The 18,094-nt window shown below is 59.4% G+C and carries 15 protein-coding genes and 1 pseudogene; 8 read left to right on the top strand and 8 right to left on the bottom strand.

Translation table 11 applies throughout. The features are described from left to right. Window positions 1-3 precede the first annotated feature (3 nt). From paaH to paaY, 6 genes are all read left to right on the top strand, one after another. Window positions 4-1,425 carry a 3-hydroxyacyl-CoA dehydrogenase PaaH gene (paaH, locus tag AC3EMD_RS14775; RefSeq protein ID WP_080928673.1) on the top strand — a complete coding sequence of 474 codons (1,422 nt, stop codon included), beginning with the start codon at window positions 4-6 and terminating at the stop codon, window positions 1,423-1,425. After that, window positions 1,415-1,837, top strand: a complete 423-nt coding sequence (gene paaI, locus AC3EMD_RS14770) for a hydroxyphenylacetyl-CoA thioesterase PaaI (RefSeq protein WP_302073560.1) — start codon at window positions 1,415-1,417, stop codon at window positions 1,835-1,837. The genes paaH and paaI overlap by 11 nt, the downstream gene beginning before the upstream one ends. Further along, the gene (gene pcaF / locus AC3EMD_RS14765; protein WP_080928672.1) at window positions 1,837-3,042 is read left to right on the top strand and encodes a 3-oxoadipyl-CoA thiolase; all 1,206 of its coding nucleotides are present in this window, start codon (window positions 1,837-1,839) and stop codon (window positions 3,040-3,042) included. Before paaI ends, pcaF begins: the two co-directional genes overlap by 1 nt. A 26-nt stretch (window positions 3,043-3,068) precedes the next feature. After that, window positions 3,069-4,385 (top strand): phenylacetate--CoA ligase PaaK, encoded by a 1,317-nt coding sequence (gene paaK / locus AC3EMD_RS14760; protein WP_074386011.1) that lies wholly within the window; start codon window positions 3,069-3,071, stop codon window positions 4,383-4,385. Between the two features lie 99 nt (window positions 4,386-4,484). Then, window positions 4,485-5,411, top strand: coding sequence for a phenylacetic acid degradation operon negative regulatory protein PaaX (gene paaX, locus AC3EMD_RS14755; protein WP_181401269.1), 927 nt, complete (start codon window positions 4,485-4,487; stop codon window positions 5,409-5,411). Between the two features lie 9 nt (window positions 5,412-5,420). Then, window positions 5,421-6,017, top strand: coding sequence for a phenylacetic acid degradation protein PaaY (gene paaY / locus AC3EMD_RS14750; protein WP_008805114.1), 597 nt, complete (start codon window positions 5,421-5,423; stop codon window positions 6,015-6,017). A gap of 32 nt (window positions 6,018-6,049) precedes the next feature. Here the strand turns inward: paaY and nadS are convergent, their stop codons facing one another. From nadS to azoR, 3 genes are all read right to left on the bottom strand, one after another. After that, window positions 6,050-6,334, bottom strand: coding sequence for a NadS family protein (gene nadS, locus AC3EMD_RS14745; RefSeq protein WP_023297513.1), 285 nt, complete (start codon window positions 6,332-6,334; stop codon window positions 6,050-6,052). 1 nt (window position 6,335) lies between these two features. Beyond that, window positions 6,336-6,668: a type II toxin-antitoxin system RelE/ParE family toxin gene (locus AC3EMD_RS14740; protein WP_023297514.1), complete on the bottom strand. Its 333-nt coding sequence runs from the start codon at window positions 6,666-6,668 to the stop codon at window positions 6,336-6,338. Between the two features lie 241 nt (window positions 6,669-6,909). Continuing rightward, the gene (gene azoR, locus AC3EMD_RS14735) at window positions 6,910-7,515 is read right to left on the bottom strand and encodes an FMN-dependent NADH-azoreductase (protein ID WP_002902889.1); all 606 of its coding nucleotides are present in this window, start codon (window positions 7,513-7,515) and stop codon (window positions 6,910-6,912) included. Between the two features lie 203 nt (window positions 7,516-7,718). On the opposite strand from azoR, the gene hrpA reads away from it, so the two are divergent. Continuing rightward, window positions 7,719-11,621 (top strand): ATP-dependent RNA helicase HrpA, encoded by a 3,903-nt coding sequence (gene hrpA, locus AC3EMD_RS14730; RefSeq protein WP_302073559.1) that lies wholly within the window; start codon window positions 7,719-7,721, stop codon window positions 11,619-11,621. Between the two features lie 242 nt (window positions 11,622-11,863). Beyond that, window positions 11,864-12,664 carry a hypothetical protein gene (locus tag AC3EMD_RS14725; protein WP_302073558.1) on the top strand — a complete coding sequence of 267 codons (801 nt, stop codon included), beginning with the start codon at window positions 11,864-11,866 and terminating at the stop codon, window positions 12,662-12,664. A 100-nt stretch (window positions 12,665-12,764) separates the two neighbouring features. On the opposite strand, the gene AC3EMD_RS14720 is transcribed toward AC3EMD_RS14725, so the two are convergent. The 5 genes and pseudogenes from AC3EMD_RS14720 to AC3EMD_RS14700 all read right to left on the bottom strand — a co-directional run bounded on the left by AC3EMD_RS14720 (window position 12,765) and on the right by AC3EMD_RS14700 (window position 18,092). Next, complete coding sequence (locus AC3EMD_RS14720) at window positions 12,765-13,424, bottom strand: O-methyltransferase (protein ID WP_096834642.1); 660 nt, start codon at window positions 13,422-13,424, stop codon at window positions 12,765-12,767. A gap of 103 nt (window positions 13,425-13,527) precedes the next feature. Then, complete coding sequence (locus tag AC3EMD_RS14715; protein ID WP_302073557.1) at window positions 13,528-14,898, bottom strand: efflux transporter outer membrane subunit; 1,371 nt, start codon at window positions 14,896-14,898, stop codon at window positions 13,528-13,530. Continuing rightward, entirely contained in the window at window positions 14,895-15,980 is a 1,086-nt protein-coding gene (locus AC3EMD_RS14710) for an HlyD family secretion protein (RefSeq protein ID WP_008805107.1), read from the bottom strand. Before AC3EMD_RS14710 ends, AC3EMD_RS14715 begins: the two co-directional genes overlap by 4 nt. 28 nt (window positions 15,981-16,008) lie before the next feature. Further along, window positions 16,009-17,661: pseudogene (locus AC3EMD_RS14705) on the bottom strand (efflux MFS transporter permease). Further along, window positions 17,661-18,092: a MarR family winged helix-turn-helix transcriptional regulator gene (locus tag AC3EMD_RS14700; protein WP_008805105.1), complete on the bottom strand. Its 432-nt coding sequence runs from the start codon at window positions 18,090-18,092 to the stop codon at window positions 17,661-17,663. Before AC3EMD_RS14700 ends, AC3EMD_RS14705 begins: the two are co-directional and overlap by 1 nt. Between the last annotated feature and the right edge of the window lie 2 nt (window positions 18,093-18,094).

The raw sequence follows: 18,094 nt of genomic DNA, 5'->3' as shown, positions 1-18,094 counted from the left end.
GCCATGACAACATCCTTAGCCACCGTGGCGGTGATTGGCAGCGGCACCATGGGAGCCGGTATTGCCGAAGTAGCCGCTGCCGCCGGACATCCGGTGCGTATTTTCGATATTAATCAAACCGCGATTGCCCAGGCGATCGACGGCATTGCTATGCGTCTGGCATCGCGGGTCGAGCGCGGCAAACTGGCGTCAGAGCAGGCCGACGCGCTGCTGGCGCGCCTGCATCCGGCCCACGATTTAGCCGCGCTTGCCGACGCGGATTTAGTAATTGAAGCGGCCTCTGAACGGTTGGAGGTCAAAACGGCGCTGTTCGCACAGCTGGCGGAGATCTGCGCGCCGTCAACGTTGTTGACCAGTAACACTTCGTCTATTTCGATTACCGCCATCGCCGCCGGGGTCAAAAACCCGGAGCGGGTGGCCGGGCTGCACTTTTTTAATCCGGCGCCGGTGATGAAGCTGGTCGAGGTGGTCAGCGGCCTGGAGACGTCTGCTGAGGTGGTAGAGCAGCTGTGCCAGTGCGTAAGCGGCTGGGGGAAACAGCCGGTACGCTGCCGCTCAACGCCGGGATTTATCGTTAACCGCGTAGCGCGTCCGTTCTACGCTGAGGCCTGGCGCGCGCTGGAAGAACAGGTTGCCGCTCCTGAGGTTATCGATGCCGCTTTGCGTGACGGCGGCGGTTTTCCGATGGGACCGTTGGCGTTGACTGACCTGATTGGCCAGGACGTCAACTTCGCTGTGACCTGTTCGGTGTTTAACGCCTTCTGGCAGGACCGCCGCTACCTACCATCGCTACTCCAGCAAGAGCTGGCGCTGGCCGGGCGGCTGGGTAAAAAGAGCGGCCACGGCGTCTATCGCTGGCCCGCGGAGACGCAGCCGGACGCGGCGCTGCCGCCGGTATCTACTGGCGCTCAATCCATTACAGCTATAAGTGACAGTGTCACAGAACTCGATGAGCTCTTGTTGCTGGAGACCGAAGGCGAGACCGCGCTGGCGTTAAGCGTTAAGCATCACCGCCCGGTGGTGGTGTATGACCTGTGCGCCAGCGATACGGTGGTGCTGGCCGCAGCGGCGACCAACGCGCCTGCGGCCACTGATAAGGCCGTGCATTACTTCCAACAGCAGGGCAAGAAAGTCCTGCATATTGCCGATTATCCCGGCCTGCTGGTGTGGCGCACGGTGGCGATGCTGATTAACGAAGCGCTGGATGCGCTGCAAAAAGGCGTCGCCAGCCCGCAGGATATCGATACCGCGATGCGCCTTGGCGTCAATTATCCGCACGGCCCGCTGGCATGGGGAGAACGCCTTGGCTGGCGACGGGTGCTGCAACTGCTGGAGAACCTGCAACACCATTATGGCGAGGAGCGCTATCGTCCCTGTTCCCTGTTGCGCCAGAAGGCGCTGATGGAGAAGCACCATGAGCAATGATCCGTGGCGCAACGCGCGCGTGATGTACGAAAAAGATACCTGCGCCAGAAAGATGGGGATTGAACTTATCGAAATGGACGACGGTTTTGCGCAGATGAGCATGACCGTCTTGGCGGACATGCTTAACGGCCATCAGACCTGTCACGGCGGCCAGCTATTTACGCTCGCCGATACCGCTTTCGCTTACGCCTGTAACAGCCAGGGGCTGGCGGCGGTGGCTTCGGCGGCAAACATTGATTTTCTTCGTCCGGCGTTTGTCGGCGACCGCCTGGTCGCCACCGCCCGAGTCAAACAGCAGGGCAAGCTGACCGGCGTCTACGACATCGAAATTGTTAATCAACAGCAAAAGATTGTGGCCCTGTTCCGCGGCAAATCGCACCGCATCGGCGGCACAATCACGGGAGAAGTGTAATGCGCGACGCCTTTATTTGTGACGGGATCCGCACGCCGATTGGCCGCTACGGCGGAGCGCTGGCCGGCGTCCGCGCCGACGATCTGGCGGCGATCCCGCTACGTGAGTTGCTGAGCCGTAACCCCGGGCTCGACCCGGCAGCGATTGATGATGTGATTTTCGGTTGTGCTAACCAGGCCGGTGAAGATAACCGCAACGTAGCGCATATGGCGACGTTGTTGGCAGGTTATCCGCATAGCGTGCCGGGCACCACGATTAACCGCTTGTGCGGATCGGGTCTGGATGCAATCGGTTTTGCCGCCAGGGCGATCAAAGCCGGCGATTCCGATCTGTTGATTGCCGGCGGCGTGGAATCGATGTCTCGCGCGCCGTTCGTGATGGGAAAAGCCAGCGCGCCTTATCAGCGTCAGGCGGAACTCTTCGATACCACGATTGGCTGGCGTTTTGTGAACCCGCTCATGGCGCAACACTTCGGAACTGACAGCATGCCGGAAACGGCCGAGAATGTTGCTGAATTGTTAAATATCAGCCGGATCGATCAGGACGCTTTCGCCTGGCGCAGCCAGCAGCGTACGGCGCAGGCCCAGCGTGACGGCATTCTGGCGCAGGAGATCGTGCCGGTGCAGATCATCGGCAAGAAAGGGGCGGTCAGCGCGGTACGCGATGATGAGCATCCCCGCCCGGAAACCACGCTTGAGCAGCTGGCGAAACTGAAAGCGCCGTTCCGCCAGGGCGGCGTCATTACCGCGGGCAATGCTTCCGGCGTCAACGATGGCGCCGCGGCGCTGATCATCGCCAGCGAACAGCAGGCCGCTATCCAGGGGCTCACGCCGCGGGCGCGTATCGTGGCGATGGCGACGGCGGGTGTTGAACCGCGCCTGATGGGGCTGGGGCCGGTACCGGCGGTGCGTAAAGTGCTGGAGCGAGCCGGGCTCAATATTAACGATATGGATCTGATTGAGCTGAATGAGGCCTTCGCCGCGCAGGCGCTGGGGGTGCTCAGACAGCTCGGCGTGCCGGATGATGCGGCGCATGTGAATCCCAACGGCGGCGCCATCGCGTTAGGCCATCCGCTGGGCATGAGCGGCGCGCGACTGGCGCTGAGCGCCAGCCTTGAGCTGCAACGCCGGGGCGGGCGCTATGCGCTGTGTACGATGTGTATTGGCGTGGGTCAGGGCATTGCCATGATCCTCGAGCGAGTGTGAGCTAATTTACCTGCGAGTACCCTACAATGATAACTACTACAAAATTAGATCCGATTGAAACCGCATCGCGTGACGAACTGCAGGCCCTGCAAACTCAGCGCCTGAAATGGACGCTGAAGCATGCGTATGACAATGTGCCGATGTATCGCCGCAAATTCGACGCCGCCGGCGTGCACCCTGACGACTTTCGGGAATTAAACGATCTGAAAAAATTCCCCTGTACCACTAAACAAGATCTGCGCGACAACTATCCCTTCGATACCTTTGCGGTACCGATGGAGCAGGTGGTGCGCATTCACGCCTCTTCCGGCACCACCGGCAAACCGACGGTGGTGGGATATACGCAAAACGATATTGATAACTGGGCCAATATCGTCGCCCGTTCGCTGCGCGCGGCCGGTGGTTCAGCAAAAGATAAAATTCACGTCGCCTACGGCTACGGCCTGTTTACCGGCGGCCTTGGCGCGCACTACGGCGCGGAGCGTTTAGGCGCGACGGTGATCCCAATGTCCGGCGGACAGACCGAAAAACAGGCGCAGCTGATCCGCGACTTCCAGCCGGATATGATCATGGTGACGCCGTCTTATTGTCTGAATCTGATTGAAGAGCTGGAGCGCCAGATGGGCGGCGATGCCCGCGGCTGTTCATTGCGGGTCGGCGTCTTTGGCGCTGAGCCGTGGACGCTGGCGATGCGCGCGGAAATCGAGCGCCGCCTGGGTATCACCGCACTAGATATTTACGGTTTGTCGGAAGTCATGGGTCCGGGCGTAGCGATGGAGTGTCTGGAAACCGTTGACGGCCCGACCATCTGGGAAGACCACTTCTTCCCGGAAATCGTCAACCCGGACGACGGTACGCCGCTGGAAGATGGCGAGCATGGCGAACTGCTGTTTACCACGTTGACCAAAGAAGCGCTGCCGGTGATCCGCTATCGTACCCGCGATCTGACTCGCTTGCTGCCGGGAACCGCGCGGACCATGCGCCGCATGGATCGCATCAGTGGACGCAGCGACGATATGCTAATTATCCGCGGGGTTAACGTCTTCCCATCACAGCTGGAAGAGGAGATCCTCAAGTTTGAACACCTGGCGCCGCACTATCAGTTAGAGGTCAATCGCCGCGGTCATCTTGATTCGCTGGCGGTACGCGTTGAGCTGAAAGAGAGCGGGCTGGCGTTAAGTCATGAACAACGCTGCCAGATTTGTCATCAGTTGCGTCACCGTATTAAGTCGATGGTCGGGATCTCCACCGATATTACTATCGTCAACTGCGGCAGCATTCCTCGCTCTGAAGGGAAAGCCTGTCGGGTATTCGACCTGCGTAAAGCGGTGGTCAGCGGTTAATTCTCTCCCCGGTAACCCGGCTGAGGCCTTTACGCCGTAAGCCGGGAATTTCCTGTGCTATGATTCATAAAGGAAAAATATAACAACAGAATGAATCAGATGAGTAAACTCGACGCCTTTATTCAACAAGCGGTGACGGCGATGCCGATCAGCGGTACGTCATTGATTGCCTCGCTGTATGGCGACGCTATATTACAACGCGGCGGGGAAGTGTGGCTGGGTAGCGTCGCGGCGCTGCTGGAAGGATTAGGATTTGGCGAGCGCTTTGTCCGCACTGCGCTATTCCGTCTCAATAAAGAAGAGTGGCTCGATGTCGTGCGTATCGGCCGGCGTAGCTTCTATCGCCTGAGCGATAAAGGGCTACGTCTGACCCGGCGTGCGGAACATAAAATTTATCGCGCCAGTGCCCCGGAATGGGACGGTACCTGGCTGCTGCTGCTTTCGGAAGGCCTGGAGAAAAATGTGCTCGCCGACGTCAAAAAGCAGCTGCTGTGGCAGGGCTTTGGCGCGCTGGCGCCCAGCCTGCTGGCCTCGCCGTCGCAAAAACTGGCCGATGTCCAGTCGCTGCTCCACGAAGCGGGCGTCGCCGAAAACGTCATCTGTTTTGAAGCCCATTCGCCGCTGGCGCTCTCCCGTGCGGCGCTGCGCAGCCGCGTGGAGGAGTGCTGGCATCTCACTGAACAAAACGAGATGTATGAATCTTTCATCTCGCTATTCCGACCGTTACTGCCGCTGCTGCGCGACTGCGACCCGGCCGAGCTGACGCCTGAGCGCTGTTTCCAGATCCAGCTGCTGCTGATCCATTTTTATCGCCGGGTGGTGCTCAAAGATCCGCTGCTGCCGGAGGAGCTGCTGCCGGCGCACTGGGCGGGGCAAACCGCCCGCCAGCTGTGTATCAATATTTATCAACGCGTGAATCCCGGCGCGCTGGCGTTCGTCAGCGAGAAAGGGGAAAGCTCGGTGGGCGAGCTTCCGGCGCCGGGCCCGCTCTATTATCAGCGCTTTGGCGGTTTGCCGGGCGCATAAGGAGGTTGCATGCCGATTTATCAGATTGATGGACTGACGCCAGTGGTGCCGGAGGAGAGCTACGTCCACCCAACCGCCGTGCTGATTGGCGACGTGATCCTCGGCAAAGGGGTCTATGTTGGGCCCAACGCCAGTCTGCGCGGCGATTTTGGCCGCATCGTGGTCAAAGACGGCGCCAATATTCAGGACAACTGCGTCATGCATGGATTCCCCGGCCAGGATACGGTGGTGGAAGAGGATGGCCACATCGGTCACGGCGCTATTCTGCACGGCTGCGTGATTGGCCGCAACGCGCTGGTGGGCATGAGCGCGGTGATTATCGACGGGGCGGTCATTGGCGAAAACAGCATTGTCGGCGCTTCGGCCTTTGTCAAAGCCAACGCCGAGATGCCCGCCAACCATCTGATTATCGGCAGCCCGGCAAAAGCGATTCGCACCCTGAGCGAACAGGAGCTGGCGTGGAAAAAACAGGGTACCCGTGAATACCAGGTGCTGGTGGAGCGCTGTAAGCAGACGCTGCATCAGGTGGAGCCATTACGGGAAGTGGAAGCAGGGCGTAAGCGACTGGAGTTTGATGAAAACCTGCGGCCAAAAACGCAGCGCTAACTTTTCAGGGCAACCCGGAGGGGCTCAGTGGATTAGTGCTCAGCCAGTTCACGAAAGAACGCCGGGTTGGCCTGGATAACCGCCAGTACTTTTGCTGCCAGGCCTGTCGGGTTGCGCCGCCTGGACTCCCAACTTTTGATAGTATCCACGCTGGTACCCAGCGCTTTTGCCATTTCCGCCTGCGAAACATTAAGCTGCGTGCGGATGGCTTTCACATCAGCAACTTCATAGCGCGTCGCTCGGGCTGGGGCCTTGTTGCCGTCTTTGATCTCAACAGCCTCTTCCAGGGACGCCTTAAGCTCGTCGAAGTAACCCATTTCAAACCTCATTTTTTAGTCGCCGGGTCAGTTTCCTGAGTTCGTTTTTTTCCGCTGCGCTCAGGCTCACTTTGGTGTGCTTCGGGTAGGCTAAGACGAGATAGATAATCTCGCGGGTTGCCAGAAAATAAATCACCCGCACGCCGCCGCTTTTTCCCTGTGAGCCTGTCGCCATTCTTATTTTCCGTAACCCGCCGGTATCCTGGATAAGATCGCCGAAATCCGGATTGCCTATGAGTTGCCTCTGCAGTGCCCTCAGATCTTCATCGCTGGCCAGCTGTTTTATCTGGCGGGTAAATAGCGACGTTTCGATAAATTCAATGGCATGACACACGAAAACGCTCCTTGCTAAGGTACCATGTACACCATCGAGTGTACATAGTACGCACTCCTGTTTTTGACCATGACAACGGTTGCCGTCAGCGACCGGGAGTGAGCCAGATTCGCGCGGCGACAGCCATGGTACAGGCTGGTGGCTTAAGCGTTGGAATGATGTGTGAATTTACGAGGCGGCTCGTAAAAGGGGGATGGGCGAGGGGAAAAAACACTCCCGCCGAGCGGCGGGAGTGGAAATCTTAGGCTGCAACCACGCTGTCGATGGCCGCTTTGGCATCGGACTGCGCTTTGGCCGCCACTTCCGGGCCGTAAGCGATACCTTCGGCGAACACGAAGTTCACGTCGGTGATGCCGATGAAGCCGAGGAAGGTGGACAGGTACGGGGTGACCAGGTCGGTCGGGGTATCTTTATGGATACCGCCGCGGCTGGTCACGACGACCGCACGTTTACCGGTCACCAGACCTTCCGGCCCTTTCTCGGTGTAGCGGAAGGTAACGCCGGCGCGAGCCACCAGGTCAAAATAGTTTTTCAGCTGCGTCGGGATGTTGAAGTTGTACATCGGCGCAGCGATAACAATCACATCATTGCCTTTCAGTTCGGCGATCAGCTCGTCGGAAAGGGCCAGCGCTTCCTGCTGACGCGGAGTCAGCGGCGCGTCGCTCGGACGCAGGGCACCAACCAGTTCACCATCCAGAACCGGGATCGGATTAGCGGCCAGGTCACGCACGGTGATCTCGTCGCCCGGGTGTTTTTCCTGCCATTGTTCAACAAAATAGTCGGAAAGCTGACCAGATTGTGAGTACCCTGCCAGAATACTGGATTTCAGAACTAATACTTTGCTCATGGGTGTTTCCTTTTTTAATGTGATTGACGGGTCAATGCCCTGGTGCTTGTTGACACTGTATTCACAATCGCGCCACAGAGATAGCGCAATATATCGAATCCTATATTCAGATTTTTTGAACAAGGCACGGATGACACAGATGTGGTACTCTAAGGCAATACTTCAAAAGAGATTTTCCCGGCAGAGCTCTGCCCGATAACGCTATGACAGAACAACAAAAAATCACCTTCCCCCAGCTTTATCAACAGCTCGACGGCCTGATGCTGCGCGACAAAACGCGCTTCGCCCGCCGTCTGCACGGTGTGAAGAAGGTTAAAAATCCTGAATCGCAACAGGCCATCCTCCAGGAGATGGCGCAGGAGATAAGCCAGGCAGCCGGTAAAGTCCTGCTGCGCGAAGCGGCGCGTCCGACCATCACCTATCCTGAAAACCTGCCGGTTAGCCAGAAAAAACAAGAGATTCTCGAGGCGGTGCGCGATCACCAGGTGGTGATCGTCGCCGGAGAGACCGGTTCGGGTAAAACCACCCAGTTGCCAAAAATCTGCATGGAGCTGGGCCGCGGGCTGAAAGGACTGATCGGCCATACCCAGCCGCGTCGTCTGGCCGCGCGAACCGTCGCCAACCGTATCGCCGAGGAGCTGCAAACGGAGCCGGGCAGTTGCATCGGCTATAAAGTTCGCTTTAGCGATCACGTCAGCGACAACACCATGGTCAAGCTGATGACCGACGGTATTCTGCTGGCGGAGATCCAGCAGGATCGCCTGCTGATGCAGTACGACACCATCATTATCGATGAAGCGCACGAGCGCAGTCTGAACATTGATTTTCTGCTCGGCTATCTGAAAGAGCTCCTGCCGCGCCGCCCGGACCTGAAAATCATCATTACCTCGGCGACCATCGACCCGGAACGTTTCTCAAAGCATTTCAATAATGCGCCCATTATCGAAGTCTCCGGGCGGACTTACCCGGTGGAAGTCCGCTACCGGCCAATAGTGGAAGAGGCGGACGATACCGAGCGCGATCAATTACAGGCGATTTTTGATGCGGTTGACGAACTGGGGCGCGAAGGGCCCGGCGATATTCTGATCTTTATGAGCGGTGAGCGGGAAATTCGCGATACCGCTGATGCGCTGAATAAGCTGGATCTGCGCCATACCGAAGTGCTGCCGCTGTACGCCCGCCTGTCCAACAGCGAGCAAAACCGTGTCTTCCAGCCGCACAGCGGACGACGCATCGTGCTGGCGACCAACGTGGCGGAAACTTCGCTGACCGTGCCGGGCATTAAATACGTTATCGATCCCGGTACTGCGCGTATCAGCCGTTACAGCTACCGCACCAAGGTGCAGCGCCTGCCGATCGAGCCGGTTTCCCAGGCCTCCGCCAACCAGCGTAAGGGCCGCTGCGGCCGCGTTTCGGAAGGGATCTGTATTCGTCTTTATTCGGAAGACGATTTCCTGTCGCGCCCGGAGTTTACCGACCCGGAAATTCTGCGTACCAACCTGGCGTCGGTCATCCTGCAGATGACCGCCCTGGGCTTAGGCGATATCGCCGCCTTCCCGTTTGTCGAAGCGCCGGATAAGCGCAATATCCAGGACGGCGTGCGCCTGCTGGAAGAGCTGGGCGCCATCACCACCGATGAGCAGGCCACCGCCTATAAGCTGACGCCAATGGGCCGCCAGCTCAGCCAGCTGCCGGTGGATCCCCGTCTGGCGCGCATGGTGCTGGAGGCGCAGAAGCACGGCTGCGTGCGGGAAGCGATGATCATCACCTCCGCGCTGTCGATTCAGGACCCGCGCGAGCGGCCGATGGACAAACAGCAGGCCTCCGATGAGAAGCACCGCCGCTTCCACGATAAAGAGTCCGATTTCCTCGCCTTCGTCAATCTGTGGAACTACCTTGGCGAGCAGCAGAAGGCACTGTCGTCGAATCAGTTCCGCCGCCAGTGCCGGGTCGATTTTCTTAACTATCTGCGCGTGCGCGAGTGGCAGGACATCTACACCCAGTTGCGCCAGGTGGTGAAAGAGCTCGGCCTGCCGATCAACAGCGAGCCGGCGGAATATCGCGAGATCCATACTGCGCTGCTGACCGGTCTGCTGTCGCACATCGGCATGAAGGATGCCGATAAACAGGAGTTTACCGGCGCGCGCAACGCCCGCTTTTCCATCTTCCCGGGGTCCGGTCTGTTTAAAAAGCCGCCGAAGTGGACGATGGTGGCGGAACTGGTGGAAACCAGCCGGCTGTGGGGGCGCATCGCCGCCCGCATTGAGCCGGAGTGGGTTGAGCCGGTCGCGCAGCACCTGATCAAGCGCTCATACAGCGAACCGCACTGGGAGCGGGCGCAGGGCGCGGTGATGGCGACGGAGAAGGTCACCGTCTACGGCCTGCCGATCGTTGGCGCACGCAAGGTCAACTACAGCCAGATCGACCCGGCGCTGTGCCGCGAACTGTTTATCCGCCACGCGCTGGTGGAGGGCGACTGGCAGACGCGGCATGCCTTCTTCCGGGAAAACCTGAAGCTGCGGGCGGAAATCGAAGAGCTGGAGCATAAATCGCGCCGCCGCGACATCCTGGTGGATGACGAAACCCTGTTCGAGTTCTACGACCAGCGCATTAGCCACGACGTCATCTCCGCCCGTCATTTTGATGCCTGGTGGAAGCAGGCCAGCCGCGAAACGCCAGACTTGCTCAATTTTGAAAAGAGCATGCTGATTAAAGAAGGGGCGGAGCAGGTCAGCAAGCTGGACTACCCGAACTTCTGGCATCAGGGGAATCTCAAACTGCGGCTGAGCTACCAGTTTGAACCGGGCGCCGATGCCGATGGCGTGACGGTGCATATTCCGCTGCCGCTGCTGAACCAGGTGGAGGAGGCCGGATTTGAGTGGCAGATCCCCGGCCTGCGTCGCGAGCTGATTATCGCGCTGATAAAATCGCTGCCGAAGCCGGTGCGGCGCAATTTCGTCCCGGCCCCTAACTATGCGGAAGCGTTTCTCGGCCGGGCGACGCCGCTTGAGCTGCCGCTGCTTGATTCGCTGGAGCGTGAGTTGCGTAAGATGACCGGCGTGACCATCGACCGCGAAGCCTGGCAGTGGGATCAGGTGCCCGATCACCTGAAAATCACCTTCCGGGTGGTGGATGACAAAAACAAGAAGCTGCAGGAAGGGCGCTCGCTGCAGGCATTGAAAGACGCGCTGAAGGGCAAAGTTCAGGAGACGCTGTCGGCGGTGGCCGATGACGGCATCGAGCAGAGCGGGCTGCATATCTGGAGCTTTGGTACGCTGGCGGAAAGTTACGAACAGAAACGCGGCAACTATAAGGTGAAAGCCTGGCCGGCGCTGGTGGACGAGCGCGACAGCGTGGCTATCAAGCTGTTTGATAATCCACAGGAACAGCAGCAGGCCATGTGGCGTGGTCTGCGCCGCCTGCTGCTGCTCAACATCCCGTCGCCAATTAAGTATCTGCACGAAAAACTGCCGAACAAAGCCAAGCTTGGGCTCTATTTTAACCCGTACGGTAAAGTGCTGGATCTGATTGACGATTGCATCTCCTGCGGCGTTGATAAGCTTATCGACGAGGCGGGTGGTCCGGTGTGGACGGAAGAGGGCTTCAGTCAATTGCACGATAAAGTGCGAGCCGAGCTCAACGACACGGTGGTGGAGATCGCTAAACAGGTCGAGCAGATCCTCACCGCGGTGTTCAATATCAACAAACGGCTGAAAGGCCGCGTGGATATGACCATGGCGCTGGGGCTGTCGGATATCAAAGCGCAGATGGCGGGTCTGGTGTATCGCGGTTTTGTCACCGGCAACGGTTTCCGCCGTCTTGGCGATACGCTGCGTTATCTGCAGGCGATTGAAAAGCGTCTCGAGAAGATGGCTATCGATCCGCACCGCGATCGCGCGCAGATGCTGAAAATTGAGAGCGTGCAGCAGGCGTGGCAGCAGTGGCTGAATAAGCTGCCGCCGAACCGCCGTGAGGACGACGATGTCCGGGAGATCCGCTGGATGATCGAGGAACTGCGGGTGAGCTTCTTCGCCCAGCAATTGGGCACCCCGTATCCCATCTCGGACAAACGCGTCCTGCAGGCGATGGAACAGATCACGCCGTAATCCCCTCCTTCCCCCAGCCCGGTGGCGCTGTGCTTGCCGGGCGGGGGCATATCCTGAGGCTGATACTCATCAGTACGCCGCACCCGATAATCTTCCCGCCCCGGATGTGGCCCATACCGGTTCTCCCGGACGTAAAATTAACGGATTCTGAAAATCAACCCGGTGGCTTGGGGAACCTGCTTTATTGGCGTATGTTTAGCCTCGCTTTGCCGGATAAACAGGACACGGAGTCTATTTTTACGATGATGGCTATGTACAGACTATTTATGCTGGTGTCGGCCATTCTTGTTATTACGGCGTGTAAGCCTTTCGTTGACGCTTTTTCCTGTGATGAAACACAGCGGGCGATCAACGATGCCAATTTTTTTATTTTGACCTATCTTCCGCCGCTCAATGGTGAGGTGCAGAGCGTAAAAATTGACGGTAGCCAAAATAACGACGCAGGCACGCTGCGTTTTGCCCGGTGCCGCCGGCTGGAAAGTTACGAGCGAGCAAAAACTTTTAATACCGCGAATGACTCCACGATAGTCAGAGATAATGTTCACTGGCGAAATGATAAAGGATGGATGCGGGAATATATCCGACAGACCCGGAGCGCGGCGGGAAATATCAGAAAAATGGTCATGCGTGAGCAGTTCTACACCGATAATCTCGGGCGCATTGTACGTTCAGAGAATCTACTCGTGTCGCAGCAACCGCCCAAAGCCATGAGCACGACCACCTATCAGTATGACGACCGCCACCGGCTGGTGCGTAAAACGGTCAATGGCGGCATGATGGCCATGCTTGCTGTCAATTATCGCTACGCGGAAGGGCATTTAAGCCGCATTGCCGACTCGGATGCGACCACGACGCTGCGTTGGGATGAAAAAGGGCGGTGGTTATCCGAGGAAAGAACCACCACGTATAGTACAAAACACCAGTCGCGCTGTTTAGGCTGGGACCCCGAGGGGAACTGTACCGGGGAATATGGCGAGCATGAAGGATACGGCGGAAAAAGCGACGCGTCTCTGCACTATCAGTATACGTATTATCCCCAATGATCGTCAGCGGACGAATGCCGCTGGTGACGCGTCCCGGCGCGGGTTTTCTCCCTCTCCCTGGGGGAGAGGGCCGGGATGAGGGCATCAGGCCGCCCGGATCTTACCCATTCACCAGCGCCAGCGTAAACCCATCCCATCCCTTGATGCCCACCGTCTGCAGCGCGGTGGCAGTGAGCCGCGGGTTATCCCCGATCATTTCGATAAACCGACGCACGCCCTGCACGCGCGCATCATCGCTTTGTCCGTTAATCACTTCGCCATCGCGCACCACGTTATCGCCCACGATCAGCGTCCCGGGGTGCGAATAGTGCAGCGCCCACTCCAGATAGCGAGGATTATTAGGTTTATCGGCATCAATAAAGATCAGGTCGAACGGCTGCACATCCGCGAAATTTTCCAGCGTGTTCAGCGCCGGTCCTTCAATGAGTTCAATGCGCTCGTTTAGCCCCGCAAGGCGGATATTCTGGCGCGCCACCCCGGCATGGCCAGGATCGGCCTCGAGGGTAATCAGCTTTCCGTCGGCGGGCAGCGCGCGCGCCATCCAGATAGCGCTATAGGCGCCGAGCGTGCCAATTTCCAGGATCCGCCGCGCCTGCGTTATGCGCACCAACAGCGCCAGAAGTTGCCCCTGATTGGCCGCAACATCATGTTCAGGTAGCCCGGCGCGTTTGTTGTTTTCCAGTACCTGACTCAGTACGTCATCTTCAGGAATAAGCGAAGAAATCATGAAATTATCGACGGCAGACCACTGTTGTTGCATAGATTGACTCCCCGGTGGTTGTTGCCGGGTAGCGCTGCGCTACACCGGCCTGAATATGGGTTTCTGCGCTCTCCACGGTTGTGGGCCGGCGCGCACAGGGTATTCACGCGTTCATCCAGCCGCCTCCCAGCGCCCGGTACAGATCGATCTGCGCCAGCAGCAGGTTGTTTTTCACCTGCACCACGCTCAACTGGGTGGAGAACAGTGTTCGCTGGGCATCAAGCACATCCAGATACGAAGAGTAGCCGTTACGGTAGCGGTTCTGCGCAATGCGCAATGTTTCCTCCGCCACCGCCACCTGCCCCTGCAGTTCGGTCAGCTGTTCACCGTAGCGGCTAATGGCGTCAAGGCTGTCATTCACCTCTTTGAACGCGCCGCGCACCGTTTTCTCGTAGCTATAGAGCGCCTGGTTGCGCTGGGCCATGGAGACATCCACCTGGGCATTTAACGCCTGGCGGTTAAGCAGCGGCGCCAAAATACTGCCGCCGACGCTCCACAGCCGCAGCGGGTTGTCCAGCAGGTCCGGCAGTGTACGATCCTGCAGGCTGCCGGTGGCGGTGAGGTTGATAGACGGCAGCAGCTGCGCCTGCGACGAGGCCAGGGTGGCATCGGCGGCCACCAGCTGACGCTGAGCCTGTACGATATCCGGGCGGCGGTTGAGTAAGGTGGACGGCAGTTGCGACGGCAGACGCAGCGGAGTGAGCTGGGCGAACTCGCCGCGTTTTACCGCGCCGGGGTTATCACCCAGCAGCACGCTGAGCGCATTTTCCTGCTGCGCAATCTGGTGCTGTAGCGGCGGGATCTGCGCCCGCGTTGAGCGCAGCTCCGAATCTGCCTGCATCAGCTCAAGGCGTGAAGTATACCCGGTTTCAAACTGACGCTTCGCCAGGCGCCACGCGTCTTCCCGTGATTTCAGCGTCTGTTGGGTAACCCGCAGCTGCTCATCCAGCGACAACAGGGTCACGTAGCCTAGGGCCACCGAGCTGGCGACGCTCAAATTGGCCGCGGCTGCAGCGGCTTTTTGCGCCTCGAGGCTGGCTCCGGCGGCGCTGGCCGCGCTGCGGTTGGCGCCCCAGATATCAACATCATAGCTGGCGGTCAGGCCGCCTTTGTACAGCGTGCTATGGATCGGCAGGCCGGTGGCGGCGGACTGCGCGCGGGCGCGGGTACCGCTCAGGCTGGCGTCCAGCGAGGGGAAAAGGCTGCTGTCGGCGGCATAGGCCCGCGCCTGATACTCATTCACCCGCTCCCGGGCGATCAGCACATCGCTGTTATAGCGCAGCGCCCGGTCGACATACTGATTGAGCGTGCTGTCATGAAAATTGCGCCACCAGACGCCTTCCACCGGGCTGGCCGGGCCAACGTCGGCCCGCCAGGCGGCAGGGATGGTCAGGGTCGGCTGCGCGCGCTGCACGTCGGCGGATTGACAGCCGACCAGCGCGAGGATGACGGCAAGGGTGACCGGGCGGATCATGGCTGTTTCTCCGCGCGGGTATCAATGGTCACCTGCACCGACATACCGGGACGCAGGTGTTCGCTGTACTTCTGCCCGTCGTTGACCGTAATGCGCACCGGGATCCGCTGGGCGATCTTGACGAAGTTGCCGGTGGCGTTGTCCGGTGAGATGGCGCTGAATTCCACCCCGGTCGCCGGGGAGATGCTCTGCACCTTGCCATGGAAACGCTCACCGTTAAGCGCGTCGACGGTGAAGGTGACCGGCTGGCCGATACGCACCTCGGCAAGCTGGGTCTCTTTCAGGTTGGCGATCACCCAGTGCTGGGGCGGGACCAGCGAGGTCAGATGGGTTCCGGCGCTGACGTAGGCGCCAAGACGTACCGAGATCTGCCCCAGCTGGCCGCCGGTGGGGGCGATGATCTGCGTATTCTGCAGGTCGATCTGCGCCAGCTCGAGGGCGGCTTTGGCGCTGGCGACATCGGCTTCCAGCGAATCGCGATTGACGATGGTCGATTCACGGTCCTGGCGCGACATCTCCAGCGCCGCTTTCGCCTGTTCAATATCCGCAGCCCCTTGCGCTGCGCTGGCGCGCGCCGAATCACGCTCGCGGATCGACAGCGAACCATCGGCAGTCAGCTCCTGCACCCGTTTTAAATCGGCCTGGATTTTCAGATTCTGCGCGCGGGCGTTTTGCAGCGCGGCTTCATTTTTGGCGATCGTCGCCTCGGCGCTTTTGCGCTGCTGCAGATTGTTGCGCAGCGCGGCCTCCTTCATCGCCAGGGTAGCCTGGGCCTGATGCACCCGCTGCTTATAGATGCGATCGTCTATCTGGAACAGCACCTCGCCCGGCTGGACAATTGCGAAATCTTTGACGTTGACGGCGGTGATGTAGCCGTTGACCTGCGGGCTGATAAAGGTGGTCTGCCCGCGCACATAGGCGTTATCGGTAAACTGGCTATGCCGGGTGAACGGCGGCAGTTGCCAGGCGTAGAGGATCACTAATACGCCGACGAGGCCTATCGCTGCGGCGGTAAAAATGGAGACCACGCGAATGTTGTTCCGGGTGTTGGCCTGTTGTTTGGCCGCATCCTGCTGACTCATAACGACTCCAGAGATGAAATGATGATAATTATTTGCTGCCGGTGGCGCGTTTTAAGGCGATACGGGCGGTCAGTCGTAAGCGAATTAAGCGCCAGAAAACCCACACTAATGTGCCGGCGGAGATGGCCGCCGTCAGCAGATAGGTGTCATTCCAGGCGAGAATATTGGCCTGCAGCGTCGCGGCGTTTTGCAGCAGGGTGGTGGCCTGAACGTTAAGCAGGGTGCTGTCGCCGATCTGGCTCTGATACATCTGGCTATACTGCTGCAGCCGCTCGACGATCAGCGGGTTCAGGGTGGTGATCTGGTCCGCCAGCTGGCTGGAGTGAAATTTTTCCCGCCAGGTCTGGAAGGTGCCGAGGATCGCCGACCCCAGCAGACCGCCGATGTTCTGGCTCATGCCGAATAGCACCGAGAAGCTGACCAGGTTGCGCGGATCGGCAAACACGCCGCCAATGCCGGCGAGCATCGCCGGGGCCAGAAAGAAGGCGCTGCCGAAGCCGAGTAAAAACTGGCTGAACATTAATTGTTCCGGACGGGTGAGGGCGTTGGACTGGCTGTCGAGCAGCGAGGCTACCATGATCAGCGCCAGGGCGGTGGCGGTCGGCCAGTAGAGCTTCTGCGGGTTGAGCGTCAGACAACTGGCGATGATCCCGCACAGAATGCCGGCGAAAATTGACCATGCGAGGTTAGTCATCTGTTCGTTTTGCAGACCAACGTACTGCAACCAGCCGATGACCCCGGTGTTTTGCTCCGCCAGCACGATGCGGATCAGCAGCATAATCAGGCCGAGGCGTACGATGCTGCCGCTGGAGAGCCACTTGGTATTGAGCAGGGGATTGCTGCGGTTATGCTCAAAGGCGATAGCGGCGACGATCAGCACCACCGCTGCCGCCAGCGACCAGCCGATCCACGGCGCTTCAAACCACCACTCGAGCCGCCCCAGCGACAGCACGGCGCACACCAGCGCCATGCCGGGCGCCAGCAGAAAGAAGGTGATAAAATCCTTCTTCTCGAACACCTTTTTACGATCGCTCGGCGGCAGTTTCAGCGCGATGACGCAGGCCAGCGACACCAGCGCCAGCCCCAGTTCAAAGAAGTAAAGGCCGCGCCATTCATCGATCTGCAGCAGTTCGGTGGAAAAGAGACGCGCCAGCGGAATGGCCAGCGACGAGCCGGTGATGCCGATGGTTAGCCCTTTCAGGCGGTGGCGTGCGGGCCAGGCCTGCACCTGGTAGTAGATCCCCAGCGAGCTGAGCGCTGCGGCCACCATGCCGTGGGCGGCGCGGACCATCATCGCCGAGCTGAGATCGTTGACGAACAGGTGGAAAAAGGTGACCAGCACATAGAGCACCAGAAAGCCTTCGGTAAAGGCGCGCAGCCCAAACTGCTGGCGAAATTTCACCAGCAGCAGGTTGATGGAGACGTTGGTCATGACGTACACCGCCGGCAGCCAGGCGATCTCGGTCGACCAGGCGGCGAAGGTGCCCTGCAGCAGCTGCAGGTTGGCGGTGACCACCGCGTTGCCCAGCGCGCCGGTGAGGCACACCAGCAGGCCGACCACGCCATAGGCGAGACGTTTCTGCGGACTGTGCAGCGGCGTCGAGGGCGAGCCAAGCAGGGCTGGTTTTTCATGCGGCGCCCAGTCATGCGGGGCATAGGGGTTATCCTGGCGACGGGGCATTATTTCTTCTCCACTTCGCGCAGCAGTTTTTCCAGCACCCGCTGAGTTTGCTCCCGCTCCTGCGGGGTAATCGCCGTCAGGATCTCTTCGCGCAGATCGTCCGCCACCGTTTTGACCTGCTCATACAGCGCCATTCCCTGCTCGGTGGCGACCAGCAGCCGCTTACGTTTATCGCTGGCGGTGGTGACACGCTCCACCAGGCCGAGGGCGACCAGCCGGTTGATCAGCGGCACAATGGTCGGACTCTCTACCCCCAGCTCCTGCGCCAGTTCGCTTTGCGACAGCGGCTGTGGCTGGCGGGCAATGGCCGCGACCGCCACCCAACTGGCCTGGCTCAGGCCAAGGTCCTTTAGCCGACGGTTGACCGCCAGCCGCCAGTGATGGGCGGTGAGGTATAAAAGATGGGAGAAGTTAAGCTGTCGATTGTCCATAG

Source organism: Klebsiella sp. PK18, assembly GCF_057784655.1.
Note: the sequence above shows the minus strand (reverse complement) of the source record. Positions and strands in the feature narration are given on the sequence as shown.